General features: G+C 61.9%; 15 protein-coding genes. 10 read left to right on the top strand and 5 right to left on the bottom strand.

Annotation, left to right across the window (positions count from 1 at the left end; translation table 11 throughout):
• Positions 1–23: 23 nt before the first annotated feature.
• A complete protein-coding gene (locus tag HCZ30_RS02130; protein ID WP_167636108.1) occupies positions 24–2306 on the bottom strand; it encodes an adenosylcobalamin-dependent ribonucleoside-diphosphate reductase in 2283 nt (760 codons plus the stop codon).
• Positions 2307–2439: 133 nt separating this feature from the next.
• Between HCZ30_RS02130 and HCZ30_RS02125 the strand changes: the two genes are divergently transcribed.
• Entirely contained in the window at positions 2440–2871 is a 432-nt protein-coding gene (locus HCZ30_RS02125; RefSeq protein WP_167636107.1) for a DUF1489 family protein, read from the top strand.
• Between the two features lie 63 nt (positions 2872–2934).
• Here the strand turns inward: HCZ30_RS02125 and hisG are convergent, their stop codons facing one another.
• The 3 genes from hisG to hisS are packed head-to-tail and all read right to left on the bottom strand — an operon-like array spanning position 2935 to position 6199.
• Positions 2935–3627, bottom strand: coding sequence for an ATP phosphoribosyltransferase (hisG, locus tag HCZ30_RS02120; RefSeq protein WP_167636106.1), 693 nt, complete (start codon positions 3625–3627; stop codon positions 2935–2937).
• A complete protein-coding gene (locus HCZ30_RS02115; RefSeq protein ID WP_167636105.1) occupies positions 3624–4706 on the bottom strand; it encodes an ATP phosphoribosyltransferase regulatory subunit in 1083 nt (360 codons plus the stop codon). Before HCZ30_RS02115 ends, hisG begins: the two co-directional genes overlap by 4 nt.
• Complete coding sequence (hisS, locus tag HCZ30_RS02110; RefSeq protein WP_167636104.1) at positions 4703–6199, bottom strand: histidine--tRNA ligase; 1497 nt, start codon at positions 6197–6199, stop codon at positions 4703–4705. Before hisS ends, HCZ30_RS02115 begins: the two co-directional genes overlap by 4 nt.
• A 101-nt stretch (positions 6200–6300) precedes the next feature.
• Here hisS and HCZ30_RS02105 point away from each other — a divergent pair, with 101 nt between their 5' ends.
• A complete protein-coding gene (locus tag HCZ30_RS02105) occupies positions 6301–6504 on the top strand; it encodes a SlyX family protein (protein WP_167636103.1) in 204 nt (67 codons plus the stop codon).
• On the opposite strand, the gene dnaE is transcribed toward HCZ30_RS02105, so the two are convergent.
• Complete coding sequence (dnaE, locus tag HCZ30_RS02100; RefSeq protein ID WP_167636102.1) at positions 6505–10029, bottom strand: DNA polymerase III subunit alpha; 3525 nt, start codon at positions 10027–10029, stop codon at positions 6505–6507.
• Between the two features lie 245 nt (positions 10030–10274).
• Here dnaE and xdhA point away from each other — a divergent pair, with 245 nt between their 5' ends.
• From xdhA to HCZ30_RS02060, 8 genes are all read left to right on the top strand, one after another.
• Positions 10275–11630 (top strand): xanthine dehydrogenase small subunit, encoded by a 1356-nt coding sequence (gene xdhA, locus HCZ30_RS02095; protein WP_167636101.1) that lies wholly within the window; start codon positions 10275–10277, stop codon positions 11628–11630.
• Positions 11627–13993 (top strand): xanthine dehydrogenase molybdopterin binding subunit, encoded by a 2367-nt coding sequence (gene xdhB, locus HCZ30_RS02090; protein WP_167636100.1) that lies wholly within the window; start codon positions 11627–11629, stop codon positions 13991–13993. Before xdhA ends, xdhB begins: the two co-directional genes overlap by 4 nt.
• Positions 13990–14907 carry a xanthine dehydrogenase accessory protein XdhC gene (gene xdhC / locus HCZ30_RS02085; RefSeq protein WP_167636099.1) on the top strand — a complete coding sequence of 306 codons (918 nt, stop codon included), beginning with the start codon at positions 13990–13992 and terminating at the stop codon, positions 14905–14907. The genes xdhB and xdhC overlap by 4 nt, the downstream gene beginning before the upstream one ends.
• Positions 14846–16411, top strand: a complete 1566-nt coding sequence (locus HCZ30_RS02080) for an ABC transporter ATP-binding protein (protein ID WP_167636098.1) — start codon at positions 14846–14848, stop codon at positions 16409–16411. The genes xdhC and HCZ30_RS02080 overlap by 62 nt, the downstream gene beginning before the upstream one ends.
• Complete coding sequence (locus HCZ30_RS02075) at positions 16398–17483, top strand: ABC transporter permease (RefSeq protein WP_167636097.1); 1086 nt, start codon at positions 16398–16400, stop codon at positions 17481–17483. Before HCZ30_RS02080 ends, HCZ30_RS02075 begins: the two co-directional genes overlap by 14 nt.
• Positions 17483–18556: an ABC transporter permease gene (locus HCZ30_RS02070; protein WP_167636096.1), complete on the top strand. Its 1074-nt coding sequence runs from the start codon at positions 17483–17485 to the stop codon at positions 18554–18556. Before HCZ30_RS02075 ends, HCZ30_RS02070 begins: the two co-directional genes overlap by 1 nt.
• Before the next feature lie 49 nt (positions 18557–18605).
• Complete coding sequence (locus HCZ30_RS02065; RefSeq protein WP_167636095.1) at positions 18606–19691, top strand: BMP family ABC transporter substrate-binding protein; 1086 nt, start codon at positions 18606–18608, stop codon at positions 19689–19691.
• Between the two features lie 100 nt (positions 19692–19791).
• A complete protein-coding gene (locus HCZ30_RS02060; RefSeq protein ID WP_167636094.1) occupies positions 19792–20862 on the top strand; it encodes an NAD(P)/FAD-dependent oxidoreductase in 1071 nt (356 codons plus the stop codon).
• The last annotated feature ends 98 nt before the right edge of the window (positions 20863–20960 follow it).

Below are 20960 nucleotides of genomic sequence, written 5' to 3'. Positions count from 1 at the left end.
CTTTATAAATCAAAGCGTTAGCCTTATCCACACTTGCTATATCCGCAAGACAAGCACGACTCACAACCGCTTTCCATCTTCATGCCGTACTCGCCGCAGCTCGGGCAGGATTTGCCCTTGGGCTTTTCGCCGACGACCATGACCTCGGCTTGCGGGTCGGCTTTGAGGCCGAGGCCCTCGCCCTTGATGAAGCCCGTTGCGACCATGTGCTGTTCGAGGACACCGCCGATAGCAGCGAGGATCGACGGGACGTATTTGCCCTTCATCCATGCACCGCCGCGCGGATCGAACACGGCCTTCAGTTCTTCGACGACGAACGACACGTCACCACCGCGGCGGAACACGGCCGAGATCATGCGGGTCAGCGCAACGGTCCAGGCGAAGTGCTCCATGTTTTTGGAGTTGATGAACACCTCGAACGGACGGCGGTGGCCTGCGATCACGACGTCATTGACGGTGATGTAGATCGCGTGCTCGCTGTCCGGCCACTTGACCTTGTAGGTGTTGCCTTCGAGTGCTGCCGGACGGTCCAGCGGCTCCGACATGTAGATGACTTCGGCGTCTTCGGTGACGGTTGCCGGTGCTTCGGCGGGGGTCTTTTCCGAGGACTCCGAAACCGACAGAACCGAACCGGTCACGTCGTTCGGACGGTAGGTGGTGCAGCCCTTACAGCCGGTGTCGTACGCCTCCATGTACACCTCTTTGAATGATTCAAAGCTGATGTCTTCGGGGCAATTGATGGTCTTGGAGATCGACGAGTCGATCCACTTCTGCGCAGCGGACTGCATACGGACGTGGGCCAGCGGCTCCAGCGTCTGGGCGTTCACGAAGTAATCGGGCAACTCGGCATCGGCGCCGAATTTGTCGCGGTACATCTTCACGGCGTAGTCGACGACTTCTTCTTCGGTGCGCGAGCCGTCTTTCTGGAGAACCTTGCGGGTGTAGGCGTAGGCAAACACCGGCTCGATGCCCGAGGACACGTTACCAGCATAGAGCGAGATGGTGCCGGTCGGTGCGATCGAGGTCAGCAGAGCGTTGCGGATGCCGTGCTTTGCAATCGCATCGCGGACGTCCTTGTCCATCTGCTTCATATTGCCCGAAGCGAGGAACTTGTCCTTGTCGAAGAGCGGGAACGCGCCCTTCTCTTTGGCCAGCTCGACCGATGCGAGGTAGGACGAGCGGGCGATCTGCTTCATCCATGCGTCAGTCTGGGCGGCGGCCTCTTCGGTGCCGTACTTGAGACCGAGCATCAGCAGAGCGTCGGCAAGGCCGGTCACGCCAAGACCGATGCGACGCTTGTTGCGGGCTTCCTGAGCCTGAGCGTCGAGCGGGAAGTTCGATGCGTCGACCACGTTGTCCATCATGCGGACAGCGGTCGCAACGAGGTCGTCGAGAGCTTCGACGTCCATGCGTGCGTTCTTTTCGAACGCGTTCTCGACCAGACGAGCGAGGTTGATCGAACCCAGCAGACACGCGCCATACGGCGGCAGCGGCTGTTCACCACACGGGTTGGTCGCCGAGATGGTCTCGCAGTAGTTCAGGTTGTTCATCTTGTTGATGCGGTCGATGAAGATCACGCCCGGCTCGGCGTAATCGTAGGTCGACTGCATAATCCGGTTCCACAGATCGCGGGCCTGAACGGTCTTGTAGACCTTGTCGCCGTAGGTGAGCTCCCACGACTTGTCGGCCTTCACGGCTTCCATGAACGGATCGGTGACGAGCACCGACATGTTGAACATGCGCAGGCGGGCGGGGTCCGACTTGGCAGTGATGAAGGCTTCGATATCGGGGTGGTCACAGCGCATGGTGGCCATCATCGCGCCGCGGCGCGAACCTGCGGACATGATGGTGCGGCACATCGCATCCCAGACATCCATGAACGACAGCGGGCCCGACGCGTCGGCAGCGACGCCGTGAACCAGCGCGCCCTTGGGGCGGATGGTCGAGAAGTCATAGCCGATGCCGCCGCCCTGCTGCATGGTCAGCGCGGCTTCTTTCAGCATGTCGAAAATGCCTGCCATCGAGTCCGGAACGGTGCCCATGACGAAGCAGTTGAAGAGCGTAACCGAACGCGCAGTACCCGCACCTGCGGTGATGCGGCCGGCGGGCAGGTATTTGAAATCTTCGAGCGCGTGGTAGAATTTGTCTTCCCACTTGGCCGAGTCCTTTTCGACCGACGCCAGAGCGCGGGCAATACGGCGCCAGGTATCCTCTACCGTGCCGTCCAGAGCCTTACCGTCAGCGTCTTTGAAACGGTATTTCATATCCCAAATTTGTTCGGCGATAGGGGCTGCAAAGCGGGACATGGGCTCGAATCCTCCAGAGTGGGTTTAGGTGAGGTGCGCATACATATTGCGGTCACTTTCCCGTATCAACGCAAAATACGGGCTTGTCCACAGGTTGTGAACAGATAATTAGTAAGCGACAAGGAGAGACCGTATGAGCAAATTCACACATCTGATCAAGCTGTCGGTCGGCACGGAAGACGTATCCGGTTTAGAACGTTGGCAAAAATCCGGTGCCGCCAAAACCGCGGACGGTCTGCCCTGCCATGTTACTAGGATGTGGCCCAAACGTCAGGACGAAGTTCTGAACGGCGGATCAATTTATTGGGTGATCAAGGGCCTGATCCAGTGTCGCCAAAAGATCGTCCGACTCGATGAAGTTTTGGGCGGTGACGGGATTAGCCGATGCGCCATCGTTCTCGTCCCCGAAATGGTGCGCGTGGCGCCGACGCAGAAGCGTCCGTTCCAAGGCTGGCGGTATCTCGCGCCCTCGGACGCCCCTGTCGATCTGGGCGCCAAGCGTGAAGAAGAGCCGGAGCTTCCGGCTGCCCTGTCGGCGGCGCTCGCTGAAATCGGGATCATGTGAGGGGGCGCTGCCCCCTCGGCCCGACGGCCTCACCCCCGGGATATTTTTCGCACAAAGGCAGGCTCAGATACGGAGCAGGTCTTCGAGTTGATTTAGGACGTTGCGGTCTTCGTTGCTCCAGTCCGCGTTGCGCGATTTGAAGAGAGTTGCCTGACTTGCGTGGATGAGTGCGTCGTCGAGGATTTTCAGACCGTTCGCACGCAGCGTTTCACCGGTCGAAGTGATGTCTGCCACCGCTTCTGCGGTCTCATTGCGGACAGTGCCTTCGGTCGCGCCTTGGCTATCCACCAGTTGGTAGTCAGCCACACCGTTGTCGCGCAGGAATTCACGAACGAGACGGTGATATTTCGTCGCGATGCGCAAGCGGAAGCCGTGGTTGCGGCGGAATTGCGCAGCGGCGGCATCGAGGTCGTCGAGCGTGTCCACATCGACCCAGCCGTTCGGAACGGCGATAATGAGGTCGGCGCCACCGAAGCCCATCGGAGCCAGTTCGCGGATGCGGTTTTCCCAATCGGGCACCTTTTCGCGAACGAGGTCGGAGCCTGTAACGCCAAGGTGGATGCGGCCTGCCGAAAGCTCACGCGGGATTTCACCCGCGGAGAGGAGCACGAGTTCGATGCCGTCAATGCCTTCGACAGCGCCGGAGTATTCGCGCTCGGAGCCGGTTTTCACCAGCTTGAGGCCGCGATCAGCGAACCACTCGAACGTCTTTTCCATCAACCGCCCTTTGGACGGCACACCAAGTTTCACGGTCATGCCTGCCCCCTGAGTGCGACGACGAGTTCCGGACGGATGACGGCGCCCACGGCGGGCACTTCGCGGCCGCGGCCCAGAACACGGGTCAGCGCGTCATAACGGCCGCCCGTTGCCACGGCGGGCATCCCCGCGCGGGTTTCCGAATAGAAGCCGAAGACGAAGCCGTCATAATATTCAAGCGATGTGCGGCCGAAGTTACCTTCGAATTCGAGCGCATCGACGTCGATACCGGCTTCAGACAGCGCGTCGAGACGCTGGGAGAAGCGGGTGACGGCTTTGGAAATCGACGGCATGTCGACTGCGATGTCACGCAGGTTGCCGAGGACGTTCGGGCAGGTTTCGCGCAAGCTTACCAGCTCTTCGAGCATCGCGATCTGTTCGCTGTCGATCGGCGCCGTTTGCGCGTCCTCGCGGAGGGCGGCGATGCGCTCTTCGACCTCTTTCGCAGAGCGGAGGCCGACGACCTGCGCGTCAGCCATCGGGTCGGCTTTGGCCAGAAGCGCCGCGCGCGTAGCGGGTACGTCGGACTTGCCGCCGAAACGTTCCAGAAGTGCGCGAAAACGGCGGGGACGCCAGATGTGGCGGAGCAGAGCTGCCTTGCGCGCATCGGATGTGTCGAGCCCGCGAACAGCGGCGGTCAGGATACCGTAGTCGCCGGTCGCAGCACGGACAGGCAGACCGTCCAGAGCCTTGGCGATGATCGCGAAGACCTCTGCGTCGGCCTGAACCGGTGCTTTGCCGTCGAACACTTCGTAGCCGACTTGCACGTATTCGTTCGGGCGGCTGAGGTCCTCTTCCTGCATACGGAAGACCTTGCCCGAGTAGGTGTAGCGGGCCGGATCGGCGTTGGATTCCATGTGCCACTGTACGACCGGAACGGTGAAGTCCGGACGGAGCATCATCTCGCCGCGGACGCCATCGGTCGTGACATAGGCGCGGCCGCGGATGTCCTCGCCATAGAGGTCGAGAAGCGTTTCGGCGGGTTGCAGGATGTCCGTTTCGACAAGCTGCGCGCCCTGCGCTTCGAAGAGAGCGCGGATGCGGCGCGCTTCTTCGTTCGTCTGGCGAAGTCCCGTCATTGCTTCTGGCTTTCAAGGATTTCGCGGACTTTGGCGACCAGTTCCGAACGCGGTACTTCGTACTGCGACGGGCGTTCTTTCCATTCATCGAGCGTGGCGTTCTGCGCGATCTGGGCACCGAGGATCAGGTCCTTGATCTGTACGACGCCATTTTCCTTTTCGCTGCCACCTTCGATGACGGCAATCGGGCTGTTGCGCTTATCCGCGTACTTCAGCTGGTTGCCGAAGTTCTTGGGGTTGCCGAGGTAGACCTCGGCGCGGATGCCCGCGTTGCGCAGCTCGGAAACCATGGCCTGATAGTCGGCCATGCGATCCTTATCCATGACGGTCACGACGACCGGACCGGTCGGGGTTCCGCCCATGCGACCCTTGGCGCGGAGAGCGGCGAGCAGACGGTCGACACCGATGGACACGCCCGTCGCGGGGACTTCCTGACCGGTGAAACGCTTCACGAGGTCATCATAGCGACCACCGCCCGATACCGAGCCGAACTGGCGCGGACGGCCTTTTTCATCGAGGATTTCGAAGGTCAGTTCTGCTTCGAACACAGGGCCTGTGTAATAGCCGAGGCCGCGCACGACCGACGGGTCGATCAGGATGCGGTCGGGGCCGTAGCCTTGAGCGTCCAGAAGCTCGGCGATGTATTCCAGCTCGTTGACGCCGTCATTGCCGACGACCGAACCGCCGACCAGTTCGCGAAGACGCGCGGCGGTCGCAGCGCCGGTATCGCGTCGGGCGGACATGAAGCCCATGACGATGTCGGCTTGTTCGTCCGACAGCCCAGCGCCTTTGGTGAAGTCGCCGGACTCGTCCATGCGGCCCTTGCCAATCAGAAGGCGGACGCCCTCCTCGCCGAACTTGTCGAACTTGTCGATGGCGCGGAGCACGGTGCCGCGCTCTTCGGCCATTGCCTCGGGATCGTTCGGGTCGAGCACGCCTGCGACTTCCATCACGCCGTTCAGGACTTTGCGGTTGTTGACGCGCACGATGTAATCGCCGCGCGGGATGCCGACAGTTTCCAGCGTGTCGGACAGCATCGCGCAAATCTCTGCATCGGCGGCAACGGTCGGCGCACCAACGGTATCCGCATCGCACTGATAGAACTGGCGGAAACGGCCCGGTCCGGGCTTTTCGTTGCGCCATACCGGACCCATCGCGTAACGGCGGTAGGGCGACGGCAGGTCATTGCGGTATTGCGCAGCCACACGCGCCAGCGGCGCGGTCAAGTCGTAGCGCAGGGCGACCCAGTCTTTTTCATCTTCCTGCCATGCGAACACACCCTCGTTAGGGCGGTCGACATCGGGGAGGAATTTACCCAAAGCTTCGACGGTTTCGACACCGGATGTCTCGAGTGCTTCGAAGCCGTAACGATGGTAGACCTCGGCAATCTGCGACAGCATATGGGTGCGTTCGGTCACTTCGGTGCCGAAATAATCGCGGAACCCCTTCGGCGTGACTGCCTTGGGGCGGGGCTGCTTCTTTTGCTTTGCCATGGTCCGTCCTCGGTCGGTTTTCGCCGCATCCTTTATAGACAGGACCGCACAAGAGCAACGCGATCTTGGCCTTTCCTCCGCCACGGCATAAGATGTTGCACATGACAGACACCACCGCACTTGAAGAGCGCATCGCTCACCTCACCCGCACCGTCGAGGAACTGTCCGACATTGTCGCGCGGCAGGAGACCGATCTGCTATTGGCCAAGCGCCGCCTCGCCATGCTGATGGAGCGTGAGGCAGAGCGCGAATATGCGAGCAGCAACGACATCCCGCTCGCCGACCAGCGCCCGCCGCACTGGTAATTACATCTCGATCACGTCCACGACGCCTTCGATTGACCGCAGCGCCCCACGGATCTGCGGCGAAACGGGGAAGTTGTCCGCAAGATCGATATCGACCTCTGCCGGATCGGCATTGGTCATGACCGTGAGGCGGATCGGGCCGATACTGCCCTTCACCCTGTCGCGGCGCGCGGTTTCCAGAACGGACGCTATGGAGACCACGGCCTCTTCATCCTGAATGTAGACCTGAAGCCCTGCCCCGCCTGCGTCCGCCACAACCGATTCCATCGGAGAGACCGCGCGGATTGTGGGATCGAACTGGCCGTCGTTGAATCGCCCTTCGAGCGTGACGACCACCTTGTCGGTTTCCTCGAACACGGTGCGCGCGGCGAACAGCTCGTCATCCTTGCGCATGAACATCGCGATGCCTGAAAGCTGGCCCGACGAATCCGAGATGTTCATCCTGAAATAGCGGGTGCCCTTGGACGACTTCATCTCGCGGAAACCCGAAACCATGACGCCCACGCGAACGGCAACGGCGCCCTCGGCCTCTGCCTTTTTCTGCGCGTCGGCGATCGTGAAGATCTTCTTGCGCTTCAACGCGCTCGCATAATCGTCGAGCGGGTGGCCCGAGAGGAAGAAGCCGATGGCTTTCTGCTCTTCCATGAGGCGGTCGGACGGTGCCCAATCGGTGACGGCAGCCAGACGCGGCTCGGGCAGATCCTCGCCCGCGTCACCGAAGAGCGATACCTGCGCGGACGCGCTCTGTTCGTGGATCGCGGCGGAATAGGCGACCAGCGGGTCGAGGCTTTCCAAGACGCGGCGGCGGTTGCTGTCGAGCTGATCGAACGCCCCTGCCCGCGCCAGCATTTCCAGCGGGCGCTTACCGACTTTCTTGAGATCGACGCGGCGGGCGAAGTCGTAGAGCGTCGCGAACGGGCGGCCCGTTTCCTCGCGGGCACGGACGATCAGGTTCATCGCTTCGGAGCCGACGTTCTTCAGCGCGCCCAGCGCGTAGACCAGTTTCTGATCGACCACATCGAAGGTCGCCAGCGAGCGGTTCACGCATGGCGGCACGATTTCGATGTTCATGCCGCGGCGGACTTCTTCGGCGTAGATCGCCAGCTTTTCCGTCAGGTGGATATCGCAGTTCATGACGCCTGCCATGAACTCCACCGGATGGTTCGCCTTGAGCCAGCCCGTCTGGTAAGACACGACGGCGTAGGCCGCAGCGTGGGATTTGTTGAAGCCGTAGTTCGCGAATTTTTCCAGAAGGTCGAAGACTTCTGACGCTTTCTTTTTGTCGACGCCATTCTCTGCGGCGCCCGCCTCGAATTTCGGACGTTCGGCGTCCATCGCCTCTTTGATCTTCTTACCCATCGCGCGGCGCAGAAGGTCAGCGCCGCCGAGCGAGTAACCCGCCATGACCTGCGCGATCTGCATCACCTGTTCCTGATAAACGATGATGCCCTGCGTTTCGGCGAGGATGTGGTCGATGGTTGGGTGGACGGATTCCAACTCCTTGCGGCCATGCTTTACGTCACAATAGGTCGGAATGTTCTCCATCGGACCCGGACGGTAGAGCGCCACGAGCGCAACGATGTCCTCGATACAGGTCGGCTTCATCTGGCGAAGCGCGGACATCATGCCCGAGCTTTCCACCTGGAACACGGCGACCGTTTTCGCATCGGAATAAAGGTCGTAGGTTTTTTTGTCGTCTAGCGGGATCGCGTTGATGTGGTTTTCCGCGCCGGCGGCAGGCTCGTAGAGCTGCGTGCCATCGGCGGCGACGTGCAGAGAGCGACCCGATTTGAAGATCAGGTTCATCGCCGATTGGATCACGGTCAGCGTCTTCAGACCGAGGAAGTCGAACTTCACCAGACCCGCCTGTTCCACCCATTTCATGTTGAATTGGGTCGCAGGCATGTCCGAACGCGGATCTTGATAAAGCGGCACGAGCCGATCCGTCGGGCGGTCCGCGATCACGACACCCGCAGCGTGGGTGGATGCGTTCCGCAGCAGCCCCTCGACCTGCATTCCGTATTTCAGAAGGCGGTCGATCACCTCTTCTTCACTGGCCATCTGGCGCAGGCGGTCTTCCTGCTTGAGCGCCTGTTCGATGGACACAGGTTTCACACCCTCGACGGGGATCAGCTTCGACAGACGGTCCACCTGACCGAACGGCAGCTGTAGCACACGGCCCACGTCGCGCACTGCCGCCTTGGACAAAAGCGCACCGAAGGTGATGATCTGCGCAACCTTATCGCGGCCGTATTTTTCCTGAACGTATTTGATGACCTCTTCACGGCGATCCATGCAGAAGTCGATGTCGAAGTCGGGCATCGACACACGTTCGGGATTCAGGAAGCGTTCGAACAGCAGCGAATAACGCAGCGGATCAAGGTCGGTAATCGTCAGAACGTAAGCCACCAGCGAGCCCGCACCCGAACCACGGCCCGGCCCGACGGGAATGCCCTGATCCTTGGCCCACTTGATGAAGTCGGCAACGATCAGGAAGTAACCGGGGAAGCCCATACCTTCGATGATGTCGAGCTCGAACTGGAGGCGCTTGTTGTATTCCTCGACCGGCGCGGCGTGCGGAATGACAGCAAGGCGGTCTTCGAGACCTTTCCACGCCTGACGGCGCAGTTCCTCGATCTCGTCATCGGCGAACTTCGGAAGGATCGGCGCGCGTTTGTAGGCTTTGAACGCACAACGCTTGGCGATCTCGACAGTGTTTTCGATAGCTTCGGGCAGGTCGGCGAAGAGCGTGATCATCTCTTCCTGCGACTTGAAATAGTGCTGACGCGTGAGGCGGCGGCGGTCCTGCTGCTGGTCGACGTAAGCGCCCTCCGCGATACAGATCATCGCGTCGTGGGCTTCGTACATCTCGGCATTCGGGAAGTAGACGTCGTTCGTCGCGACCAGCGGAATGTCCATCGCGTATGCCATCTCGACAAAGCCGCGCTCGCTAAGCTTCTCGGCCTCCGGAAGACCGCCCTCTTCGGGGTGGCGCTGCAATTCGACGTAGAGGCGGTCGCCGAAGATGTCCTTCAGTTCCTGCATCATCGCTTGCGCCTTGGCCGCCTGACCCGAGCGCAAAAGACGCCCCATCGGACCGTCAGGGCCGCCCGTCAGACAGATCAGACCCGTGTTGTGCTCGCGCAGGTCGGACATCTGGATTTGCGGCAACTGACCCTCGTTATTGTCCACATACAGGATGCTCGACATCCGCATGAGGTTCTCGTAGCCCTCTTCGGTCTGAGCAAGGAACACCAACGGCGCAGGCGGTTCGGGCCTCTTTCCAGGTTCGGGTTTGACGTAGCCGAAACTCACCTGACAGCCGATAATCGGCTGGAGCCCCGCCCCGCTCGCATATTCGGAAAACTCCAGCGCGCAGAACATGCTGTTCGTGTCCGTCACCGCGACAGCAGGCATTCCCATGCCCGAGGCGATGCCTGACAGCTTTTTGACCCGCATTGCCCCTTCGAGCAGCGAATATTCGGTGTGGACGCGCAGATGGATAAAACGGGGAGAGTCGGTCATGCGCCCAAGCTACCCCAAGCCTTTGATAAGTGGAACATCATCGCGATCACATTCCGGCCGAACCCGATTGCATAAATTTAAGGCAAATGCCCTAGCGTCGCTTGCTTAGCGTGCAAATCATTCGGCAATACACCTTGCGCAGAAGGGCCTTCATAGATTTGAATGATCGGTAAAAGGGGGCGCGGGTCTACGCCGCATCGACGATGCGCCATTCCCCAAGGAAGAGTAACGCGGCGGGTTTTCACATGGAGATCACGTTTCTTCTGAACGGAGAGACTGTTTCGGTAGACGTTCCGCTGACGCGGACGGTGCTCGACTGGCTACGCGAAGAGCAAGGACTTACCGGCACGAAAGAAGGCTGCAACGAAGGGGACTGCGGTGCGTGCACCGTCATGATCACCGACGAACGCGGCCCGCGTGCCCACAACGCCTGCATCATGCTCATGCCGCAGATCAACGGCAAAGCGCTCCGCACGGTCGAAGGTCTTTCGGGTCCGAACGGTGAAATGCACCCCGTCCAGCACGCGATGGTCGAAGAACACGGAAGCCAGTGCGGTTTTTGCACTCCGGGTTTCGTGGTGTCGATGGCCACCGCCCAGTTGACCGGAGAGACCGATACCGACCGCGTTCTGGCTGGCAACCTGTGCCGCTGCACCGGATACGCGCCGATTGTACGCGCCGCCGAAAAGGCCGCGCATCAGGCGGCTCCGGAGTGGGTGAAGGACAAGGCGGTTGAGGCGAGCGCCTCGCCCGCCCAGCCGATATCCTCGGACGAACTGGCCGCGTGGTATCTGGAGCATCCCGAAGGCACGCTGGTTGCCGGTGCGACCGATGTCGGCCTATGGGTGACAAAGCAACTGCGCGATCTGCCCGAAGTGGCATTTGTCAGTGGTTGCGAAGACATGCGCGGCATTGATGACGAGGGCGATACACTCCGTATCGGTGCAGCGGTGACGATGGCCGAACTGCTGCCCGTGCTGACCAGACACCACCCGAGCTACGCCGCAATGGTGCGCCGTTACGGCTCCGAGCAGGTGCGTAATTCGGCGACGATCGGCGGGAATATCGCCAACGGCTCCCCCATCGGGGACAACCCGCCCGCCCTCATCGCGCTGGGCGCCACGCTGCACCTGCGCCGCGGGGACGAACGTCGTTCATTGCCGATCGAGGATTTCTTTATCGAATACGGCAAACAGGACCGCCAAGCGGGCGAGTTCGTCGAGGCCGTGACCATCCCCAAATCGGCCGAGGGTTTGCGCTGCTACAAGCTGTCCAAACGCTTCGATCAGGACATCTCTGCCGTTTGCGGCTGCTTCAATATGACCATTGCCGACGGCACCGTCAGCGATGCCCGCATCGCGTTCGGCGGCATGGCGGGGACACCGCAACTGGCCAAGGGCGCGATGGAGGCTCTTATCGGCCAGCCGTGGAACGACACGACCATCGACAGCGCCTGCGCCGCGCTAGGCAACGACTTCAACCCGATGTCCGACATGCGCGCCTCTGCCGCCTACCGCACCGAGGCCGCGCAAGGGATGCTTCGCCGCTACTTCGCGGAGAGCCAAGGCATCTCCATCGACCTGATGGAGGTCCGCGCATGACCGTCGGCACCTCAAATCCGCACGATAGCGCCGCGCTTCACGTCACCGGCAAAGCCCGCTACGTCGATGATATCCCGACGCCCAAAGGCACGCTGCACCTCGCGTTCGGTCTGTCTCCGAAAGCGCGCGGGACGCTGCGCGAACTGGATGTCTCAGCCGTCCGCGCCGCCGAAGGTGTCGTCGCGGTTCTCACCGCCGACGATCTGCCCTTTGCGAACGACGTCAGCGCCTCGATCCATGACGAGCCGCTGCTCGCCACGGACCGCGTGCACCACGTCGGTCAGCCCGTGTTTCTTGTCGTCGCGGATACACACCTGAACGCCCGCAAGGCCGCGCGCCTCGGCAAAATGGTCATCGACGAAGAGGAGCCGCTGCTCACCTATGACGCCGCCCTCGCTGCCGAAAGCTGGTTCGAAGGCGGCCCGCGCGTCTGGCAGAAGGGTGACGCCGATGAGGCCGTCGCAAAGGCCCCGTATCGCTTGTCGGGCCGGATCGAGATGGGAGGCCAAGAGCACTTTTACCTCGAAGGTCAGGCCGCGATGGCCGCGCCGCAGGAAAACGGGGATATGGTGGTGCACAGCTCCACCCAGCACCCGACCGAAATCCAGCACAAGGTGGCCGAGGCGATCGGCACTCCGATGCATGCCATTCGCGTCGAATGTCGCCGCATGGGTGGCGGCTTCGGCGGTAAGGAATCCCAAGGCAACGCGCTCGCCGTGTCCTGTGCTGTCGCCGCGCGACTCACCGGCAAAAGCTGCAAGATGCGCTACGACCGCGATGACGACATGGTCATCACAGGCAAGCGCCACGATTTCCGCATCGACTACGAGGTCGGTTTCGACGACCGCGGGCGGGTTCAGGGTGTCGTGTTCGAGCAGATCACCCGCGCCGGCTGGGCGCAGGATCTAACCGGAGCGGTCGCGGACCGCGCCATGCTCCACGCGGACAATGCGTACCTGCTGCCGACGGCCAAGATCACGTCCTACCGCCTCAAGACCAACATGCAGTCCGCCACCGCCTATCGCGGTTTCGGCGGCCCGCAGGGTGTGGTCGGCATCGAACGTGTCATGGATCATATCGCGCATGATCTGGGTCTTGATCCGGTCCAAGTGCGCAAAGTGAACTACTACGCCGAAGCCAAGATCGACGAAGCCTCGCAGACCGCGCCGGACGGCACATTCTCGCGCGTCAAAGGCGGCGGCACCCCCTTCGGCGGCAAGTACTCGCCCCCCAGCCACAAGCCGGAGCCGAACACCACGCCCTACGGGATGGAGGTGAAGGACTTCCTGCTCCATGGGATGACGGAAAAGCTGCTGCAAAGCTGTGAGTACGAGGCGCGCCGCAAAGCCATCGCCGATTGGAACGCAAACTCTCCGATCCTGAAGCGCGGCATCGCGTTCTCCCCGGTGAAGTTCGGCATTTCATTCACCCTCACCCACCTCAATCAAGCAGGCGCGCTGGTCCACGTCTACGCCGACGGTTCGATCATGATGAACCACGGCGGGACGGAGATGGGTCAGGGTCTGTTCCAGAAGGTCGCTCAGGTCGCCTCTGCCCGCTTTGGTGTCGGCGTCGACAAAGTGCGCATCACCGCGACCGATACTGCGAAGGTGCCGAACACATCGGCGACCGCTGCATCTTCGGGGTCGGACCTTAATGGTATGGCCGTGCTGGCCGCCTGTGATGCGATCAAGGAGCGCATGGCAGCGAACCTCGGCGGTGGTCAGCCTGTCGAATTCGCCGGCGGCATGGTGCGCTGGGCGGATCAGGAGCTGACCTTCGCCGAAGCTGCGCTAAAGTGCTACGAGGCCCGCGTGAGCCTGTCGGCCACGGGTTTCTACAAGACGCCCGACCTGTCGTGGGACCGCCAGAAGGGCCAAGGCCGACCGTTTTTCTATTTTGCCCACGGCGCTGCCGTAACCGAGGTCGTGATCGACACGCTCACGGGCGAGAACCGCATCCTGCGTACAGACATTCTGCACGACGCGGGCAAGTCGCTAAACCCCGCGATCGACAAGGGTCAGGTCGAAGGCGGCTATGTTCAAGGTGCCGGATGGCTGACGACCGAAGAACTTGTCTGGGACGATCAGGGCCGTCTGCGCACCCACGCGCCGTCGACCTACAAGATCCCTGCGTGTTCGGATCGTCCGCCTGTCTTCAACGTCGAACTCGTCGACGCAGAGAACCCAGAGGCCACGATCTATCGCTCCAAAGCCGTAGGCGAGCCGCCGTTCATGCTGGGCATCTCTGCGTTCCTCGCGTTGTCGGACGCGGTCGCTGCTTGCGGCACGGCCTACCCTGCGCTCGACGCGCCCGTGACGCCCGAACGCCTACTGGAAGCCATCAAGAGGGTGCGCGGGTGAGCTTCGACCTCGAACACCTCGCGGCCCTGACCGCGCGCGGACCTGTGGCACGGATCGTCGTGACCCGCACCGCAGGTTCTGTTCCGCGTGAGGCGGGAACGGTGATGTATGTCTGGGAAGATGGTCAGGACGGCACGATTGGTGGCGGACGGCTCGAATGGGAGGCGGTTGTCGCCGCTCGCACGCAAACCGACGCGCTGTCCGAACGCACCTATCCGCTCGGGCCGGGCCTTGGTCAGTGCTGCGGCGGGTCGGTAACTTTGGTGACCGAGGTTTTCACCGCCGAAACACTGCCGACCCTCCCCTATGCGCGTCCGCTGAAACCCAATCCGATGCCGACGAGCGTCGAGCGCAAGCTGGCGCACATCGGCAAGCTCCCCGCTCCGGTCATCGTCCACGGCTGGCTGATCGAGACCGCGCCGCCTAGGGGCCGCGAGATCTGGGTCTGGGGCTCCGGTCACGTCGGCCGCGCGCTGGTCGCGGTTCTCGCCCCATTGGCGGACATCAAATGGGTCGACATCGCGCAGGACCGTTTCCCGTCGGACATCCCTTTCGGCGTCACCGATCTGGTCGCCGTGGACCCCGTGCAGATGGTCAAACACGCACCAAAAACTGCCGAGCATGTCATCTTGACGCATAGTCATGAACTCGACCTTGCGCTCTGCCATGCTCTTCTGGCACATGGATTTTCCGGCCTCGGCCTCATCGGCTCGCAGACCAAACGCGCCCGCTTTTTCAAGCGGCTTGCCGATCTGGGACATCGGCAGGAACAGATCGCGCGTATCGTCTGTCCAATCGGGGATCCGTCGCTCGGCAAACATCCTCAGGCAATAGCCTTGGGGGTCGCAACAGATGTGCTACAACGGGCGCACATCGGACAGGGAACGGGACAGGGCAACAGTGACACTGCTTGATCTGAGAGGGTTGACCAAAGCCTATCCGGGCGTGGTTGCCAACAGCGATGTCAGCTTCTCCATCGGCGAGGGAGAAATCCACGCGCTGCTGGGTGAAAACGGCGCGGGCAAATCGACCTTGGTCAAGACGATCTATGGTCTGGTGCGGCCCGATGCGGGGGACATGACGCTCGCAGGGCAGCCTTTTAGCCCGAGCGATCCGCGCGCCGCGCGTGGGTCTGGTATTGCGATGGTGTTCCAGCATTTCTCGCTGTTTGACGCGCTGACCGTGGCCGAAAATATTGCCCTCGGTATGGACAACCCGCCGCCGCGTAAGCAGATCGCGGGCCGTATTCGTGAGGTGTCAGAGAAATACGGCCTGCCGCTCGATCCCGATATGATCGTCGGCGATCTGTCCGCAGGTGAGCGCCAGCGCGTCGAGATTATCCGCTGCCTGCTCCAGTCGCCGCGCCTGCTCATCATGGACGAGCCGACGTCCGTTCTGACCCCGCAAGAGGTCAATATCCTGTTCGAGACGCTCCGCCTGCTGTCCGAGCAAGGTACCTCGATCCTCTATATTTCCCACAAGCTCGACGAAATTCGCGCGCTTTGCCACAGGGCCACGATCCTGAGGCTCGGCAAGGTCGTCGGCGAATGCGATCCGCGCGCCACGACGAGCCGCGAGATGGCCGAGATGATGGTCGGCACCGTTCTGCAAGCGCCGCAGCGCGACTATGCGGAAGCGGGCGCCGAAATTCTCTGCCTCAAAAACCTCTCCGCCCCTGCCCCGCATCAGTTCGGGACCGCCCTGAAGAACATCGAACTCACCGTCCGCGCTGGCGAAGTCGTCGGCATCGGCGGCGTTGCAGGCAACGGTCAGGACGAACTGGTCGCGGCCCTCTCGGGCGAGATGCGAACCGGCGAAGGCATGGTTGTCGTCGATGGAGCCTCAATTGGCGGACTGACACCGAATGCGCGCCGAAAAATCGGCGTTTGTGCAGCCCCCGAAGAACGGAACGGTCACGCCGCCGCGCCCGACATGACGCTGACAGAAAACGCGCTGCTAACCGGCAACACGCGGATGGTCCTGTCGAAGAACGGTATGCTCGATTGGGCGAAAGCGCGCGACTTTGCCGACAGTATCATCAACGCCTTCGACGTCCGCACTCCGGGGACCGAGACAACGGCCCGCGCACTGTCGGGCGGCAACTTGCAGAAGTTTGTCATCGGCCGCGAGATCCTGCAAAAGCCCAAGGTTCTGGTCGTGAACCAGCCCACATGGGGCGTGGACGCTGCTGCGGCGGCTTCGATCCGTCAGGCGCTGCTTGACCTGGCCGCAGGCGGATCGGCCGTTGTGGTGATCAGCCAGGACCTTGATGAAATTCTGGAAATTGCAGACCGTTTCGCGGCCCTGAACGAAGGGCGGCTGTCTAAGCCCGTCTCGACGAAGGGGCTGAGTATCGAGGAAATCGGTCTGATGCTGGGCGGCGCCCACGATATGGAGGCCGCGCATGCTCAGGCTTGAGAAACGACCCCAGCCGTCGACATTCTGGACCTACGCCGCGCCTCTCGTCGCAGTGGTCGTGACAATCCTGCTGGGCATGGCGCTCTTCGCGAGCCTCGGCAAAGACCCCGTGGGCGCGATCCGCGCAATTTTCTACGAGCCGCTGTTCGGTGAGTTCTCGTTCTACTACCGCCCCGAGGTCATCAAGAAAGCCGCTCCGCTCATCCTGATCGCGACCGGCCTTGCATTCGGGTTTCGCGCAGGCGTGTGGAATATTGGCGCCGAGGGCCAGTATATCATGGGCGCCATCTGCGGCGCGGGCGTCGCGCTGGCGTTCTATCCAAGCGAGTCCCGCTGGCTTGTCTTCCCGCTCGCCATCATCGCGGGCACCATCGGCGGCGCTGTCTGGGGCCTGATCCCCGCGCTGCTCAAGGTAAAATTCAAGACGAATGAAATCCTTGTGTCGCTCATGCTGGTCTATGTCGCGCAGGTGCTGATCACCGCGTTCTCATCCGGCCTGATGCGCAACCCCGATGGCCATGGCTTCCCTGGTAGCCGGAACCTGAGCCAGTACCCCGCCGCCGCGAACAGCGAGCTTTTCGCCGGTACCGGCATCCACTGGGGCGTCATCGCGGCATTGATCGCGGTCGCGGTTGCATATGTAATCCTGACCCGCCACCAGTTCGGTTTTGACGTGCGCCTTGCAGGACAGAGCCCGAAGGCCGCGTCCTTCTCGGGCGTGAACCCGAACAAGCTGGTGATCCTATCGCTGCTGCTCTCGGGCGGCCTCGCCGGTCTGGCGGGCGTTTTCGAGGTCACGGGCCCTGCGGGACAAATCCTCGGATCTTTCCCGAAATTTTACGGTTTCACGGCTATCATCGTCGCATATCTGGGCCGGCTCCATCCGGTCGGCATTCTGATGGCGGGCGCATTGATGGCGCTGACGTATATCGGCGGCGAGGTTGCACAGGACCGCCAGCAGCTGCCCGCTGCGGCAATCATGGTGTTCCAAGGGATGCTGCTGTTCTCGATCCTCGGGGTCGATGTGCTGACCAATTATCGTCTCCGCTTTGGAAAGAACGAGGTGCGCTGATGGATATCAACCCGATCCTCCTTCTTGCGGCTGTTATGGTCGCATCCACGCCTGTCCTGCTCGCCGCGATCGGAGAGCTGGTCGTCGAGCGCTCCGGCGTTCTGAACCTCGGTGTCGAGGGCATGATGATCACCGGAGCCGTGTTCGGCTACATCATCGGTCACGGCAGCGGCAGTGCCATCGGAGGCTTTGCCGCGGCGGCGCTTGCGGGTGCTTGTCTGAGCCTGATTTTCGGCTTCCTCACGCAGTTCCTGTTGACTAACCAGACCGCCACGGGGCTTGGCCTGACGCTCTTCGGGCTGGGCCTGTCGTCGCTCGTCGGCCAAGGCGCGACGGCCACCTATCCCGTCACCGTACCGCGCCTGCCGATCCCGCTGCTGTCGGACATTCCGTCGCTCGGGCCGATCCTGTTTAACCACGATGCGGTCGTCTACCTGTCGATCCTTCTGATAGTGCTCGTCTGGTTCATCATGTTCCGCACCCGCGCGGGCCTGATCCTGCGCGCGACGGGTGAAAACCACGACGCAGCCCACGCGCTCGGCTATCCTGTCCGCCTCGTGCGGATGCTAGCGATCTTCTTCGGCGGCGGCTGCGCGGGTCTCGCAGGTGCCTACATCAGCCTCGTGCGCGTACCCCAATGGACCGACGGCATCACCGCCGGTGCGGGCTGGATCGCGCTCGCCATCGTCGTCTTTGCGAGCTGGAAACCCTTCCGCCTTCTGATCGGTGCCTATCTTTTCGGCGGCGTCACCGTGTTGCAGCTAAACCTGCAAGCCGACGGCACGCTTGCGCTTCTCGATATCGCAATTGGGCTTCTTGCGGTCGCTGCCGCTGTGGTATGGCTTACCCGCTCGATCACGAAGAAGGCAGCCGCACCGATGGACAACCTGCTCTCGGTCATCATCCTCGTTCTGTCAGTGGTTTACGGACTGCTGCGGCTCGCGGGCATGCAGACCATTCCGATCGAATACCTTTCGATGCTACCCTACCTCGCGACGATTGCCGTTCTGGTCGGGCTGCGCGCCTCCAATGCGCCCGCATCGCTGGGCAAAACCTTTCACGCCTCGACCTGAGGCGCTGCAAACAGCCAGATCTGCTCTGGTCCAATTGGGAGAACAAAAAATGAAACGCAGAACGCTACTTGCCACCGGTGCCAGCGCCGCGATTGCAGCCGCACTGGGCGTCCCCGCCCGCGCGCAGGACAAGACCAAGGTCGGCTTCATCTACGTCGGTCCGATCAACGATGGCGGTTGGACCCAGCACCACCACCACTCCGCCATGGAAATGGTAGAGCACTTCGGCGACGCGGTAGATTTCGTCTATCAGGAATCGGTTCCGGAAGGCCCCGACGCCGAACGCGCGATCACCCAGATGGCACTCGGCGGTGCCGACATCATCTTCACCACGTCGTTCGGCTACATGGACCCGACCATCAACGTCGCTGCCAAGTTCCCCGATGTGAAATTCGAGCACGCAACCGGCTACAAGATGGCTGACAACGTCTCGGTTTACTCGGCACGCTTCTACGAAGGCCGCGCCGTTCAGGGCACCCTCGCGGGCCGCATGACCCAGAGCAACAAGATCGGCTACATCGCATCGGTTCCGATTCCGGAAGTCGTGCGCGGCATCAACTCGGCTTACCTCCACGCCAAGAAGGTGAACCCCGATGTCGAATTCAAGATCATCTGGATCTTCGAATGGCTGAACCCCGCGAAGGAAGCCGACGCTGCCAAGGCTCTGATCGAACAAGGCTGCGACGTCATCCTCCAGCACACCGACTCGACCGCGCCGCAGCAGGCTGCGAAGGATGCCGAAGGCGACGTCTACACCTTCGGTCAGGCTGCGGACATGGCCGAATTCGGTCCGAAGCCGCGCATCTCGTCGATCATCGACGAATGGGCCCCCTACTACATCGACCGCGTACAGGCTGTCATGGACGGCACCTGGTCGTCGACGAACACCTGGGACGGCATCGGCGCTGGCATGGTCGGCATCGGCGAGATCTCGTCGGCTGTTCCGGACGACGTCAAAGCCGAAGCAGAAGCCCTGCGCGACCAGATTGCAGCTGGCGAATACCACCCGTTCACCGGCCCGATCAATAAGCAGGACGGCTCGGTCTGGCTAGCCGAGGGCGAAGTCGCGGATGACGGCACCCTCGCCGGTCTGAGCTTCTACGTCGAAGGCATCGATGGCGACATCCCGTCCTGATCGGTCTCTTTCGGCTATGTTTCAAAGGGGCGCTTTGGCGCCCCTTTTTCATGGCGCGCGCCTGTGTCAGGGTCAGGCCAACTGACAACGGATACCTATCATGATCGACTTTCTGGTTATCGGCGGCGGCATTGCCGGACTTGCAGCGGGCGCTGGCCTCTCACCCTTGGGAAAAGTCACCGTGCTCGAAGCCGAAGACACGCTGGGCTACCACACCTCCGGCCGCTCCGCGGCGCTTTATGAACCGAGCTACGGCAGCAAAGCGGTCGAGGCGCTGGGCCATGCGTCCCTCGCTGGGCATCAAGCGGCTGGCGTCCTGTCCCCGCGCGGCGTGATGCTTGTCGCCAAAGCCGATCAGCGCGCTGAGTTCGACGCAGACACCATAGGCATGGGCATGACCGAAATCGACATGACCGAAGCCTTAGACCTCTGCCCCATACTCGATCCGGAACAGGTCGCCTTTGCCGCCTATAACGAGGCATCCTATGACATCGACACAGAACTCTTGATGCAGACCTACGCCAAGGAAATCCGTGCAGGCGGCGGCGAAGTCCTCACCGCCCAGCGCGTCCAATCCATGTCGAAAACAGACGAGATCTGGACCGTCACAACAGCCAATCGCACTTTCGAAGCAAAGAACATCGCCAACGCCGCAGGCTCTTGGGTCGACAAGGTCGCCGCACTCGCAGGCATTGCAGAGATCGGCTTCCAGCCCAAACGCCGCTCCATGGCGCGTGTCCCCGCCCCCGACGGTATGAATCCCGCCGCTTGGCCGATGGTCTTCGGTGTAGGGGAAAGCTGGTACATGAAGCCCGACGCAGGCGCGCTCATCGTCTCCCCCGCCGACGCAACCCCGTCGGAACCGATGGATGCATGGGCCGATGATATGGACCTCGCCGAAGGCATCGCCAGCTTCGAGGACCACACCACGGTAGAGGTCGACCGCATGATCGCGAACTGGGCGGGCCTCAGAACCTTTTCGCCCGACAAAACGCTCGTGCTCGGCCCCGATCCGCTCGATCCCTCGTTTATCTGGTGCGCGGGCCAAGGCGGTTACGGCTTCACTACGGCACCAGCCGTCAAAGACTTCCTCCGCGCCATCATAGCAGGCAACGAACTCCCCATCGACGCAGAACACGCAGCCGCTGTCCTGCCGGATCGCTACCGCTGATTGCCTTTGTGCCCCCAATATCCCGGGGTGAATTGGCCGCAGGCCAAGAGGGGCAGAGCCCCGAAACGAAAAAGGCGCCCGAAGGCGCCCTTTTGTAC

Origin of the sequence: Marivivens donghaensis (assembly GCF_011806565.1) — a bacterium.
Lineage (GTDB): Bacteria > Pseudomonadota > Alphaproteobacteria > Rhodobacterales > Rhodobacteraceae > Marivivens > Marivivens donghaensis_A.
The sequence above is the reverse complement of the archived record's forward strand: the minus strand, read 5'-3'. Positions and strand labels throughout refer to the sequence as shown.

Bases quoted from the DNA above. Each gene is read 5' to 3' on its own strand.
- HCZ30_RS02130 (WP_167636108.1), bottom strand. From the start codon at position 2,306: ATGTCCCGCTTTGCAGCCCCTATCGCCGAACAAATTTGGGATATGAAA.
- HCZ30_RS02125 (WP_167636107.1), top strand. From the start codon at position 2,440: ATGAGCAAATTCACACATCTGATCAAGCTGTCGGTCGGCACGGAAGAC.
- hisG (WP_167636106.1), bottom strand. From the start codon at position 3,627: ATGACCGTGAAACTTGGTGTGCCGTCCAAAGGGCGGTTGATGGAAAAG.
- HCZ30_RS02115 (WP_167636105.1), bottom strand. From the start codon at position 4,706: ATGACGGGACTTCGCCAGACGAACGAAGAAGCGCGCCGCATCCGCGCT.
- hisS (WP_167636104.1), bottom strand. From the start codon at position 6,199: ATGGCAAAGCAAAAGAAGCAGCCCCGCCCCAAGGCAGTCACGCCGAAG.
- HCZ30_RS02105 (WP_167636103.1), top strand. From the start codon at position 6,301: ATGACAGACACCACCGCACTTGAAGAGCGCATCGCTCACCTCACCCGC.
- dnaE (WP_167636102.1), bottom strand. From the start codon at position 10,029: ATGACCGACTCTCCCCGTTTTATCCATCTGCGCGTCCACACCGAATAT.
- xdhA (WP_167636101.1), top strand. From the start codon at position 10,275: ATGGAGATCACGTTTCTTCTGAACGGAGAGACTGTTTCGGTAGACGTT.
- xdhB (WP_167636100.1), top strand. From the start codon at position 11,627: ATGACCGTCGGCACCTCAAATCCGCACGATAGCGCCGCGCTTCACGTC.
- HCZ30_RS02080 (WP_167636098.1), top strand. From the start codon at position 14,846: ATGTGCTACAACGGGCGCACATCGGACAGGGAACGGGACAGGGCAACA.
- HCZ30_RS02075 (WP_167636097.1), top strand. From the start codon at position 16,398: ATGCTCAGGCTTGAGAAACGACCCCAGCCGTCGACATTCTGGACCTAC.
- HCZ30_RS02070 (WP_167636096.1), top strand. From the start codon at position 17,483: ATGGATATCAACCCGATCCTCCTTCTTGCGGCTGTTATGGTCGCATCC.
- HCZ30_RS02065 (WP_167636095.1), top strand. From the start codon at position 18,606: ATGAAACGCAGAACGCTACTTGCCACCGGTGCCAGCGCCGCGATTGCA.
- HCZ30_RS02060 (WP_167636094.1), top strand. From the start codon at position 19,792: ATGATCGACTTTCTGGTTATCGGCGGCGGCATTGCCGGACTTGCAGCG.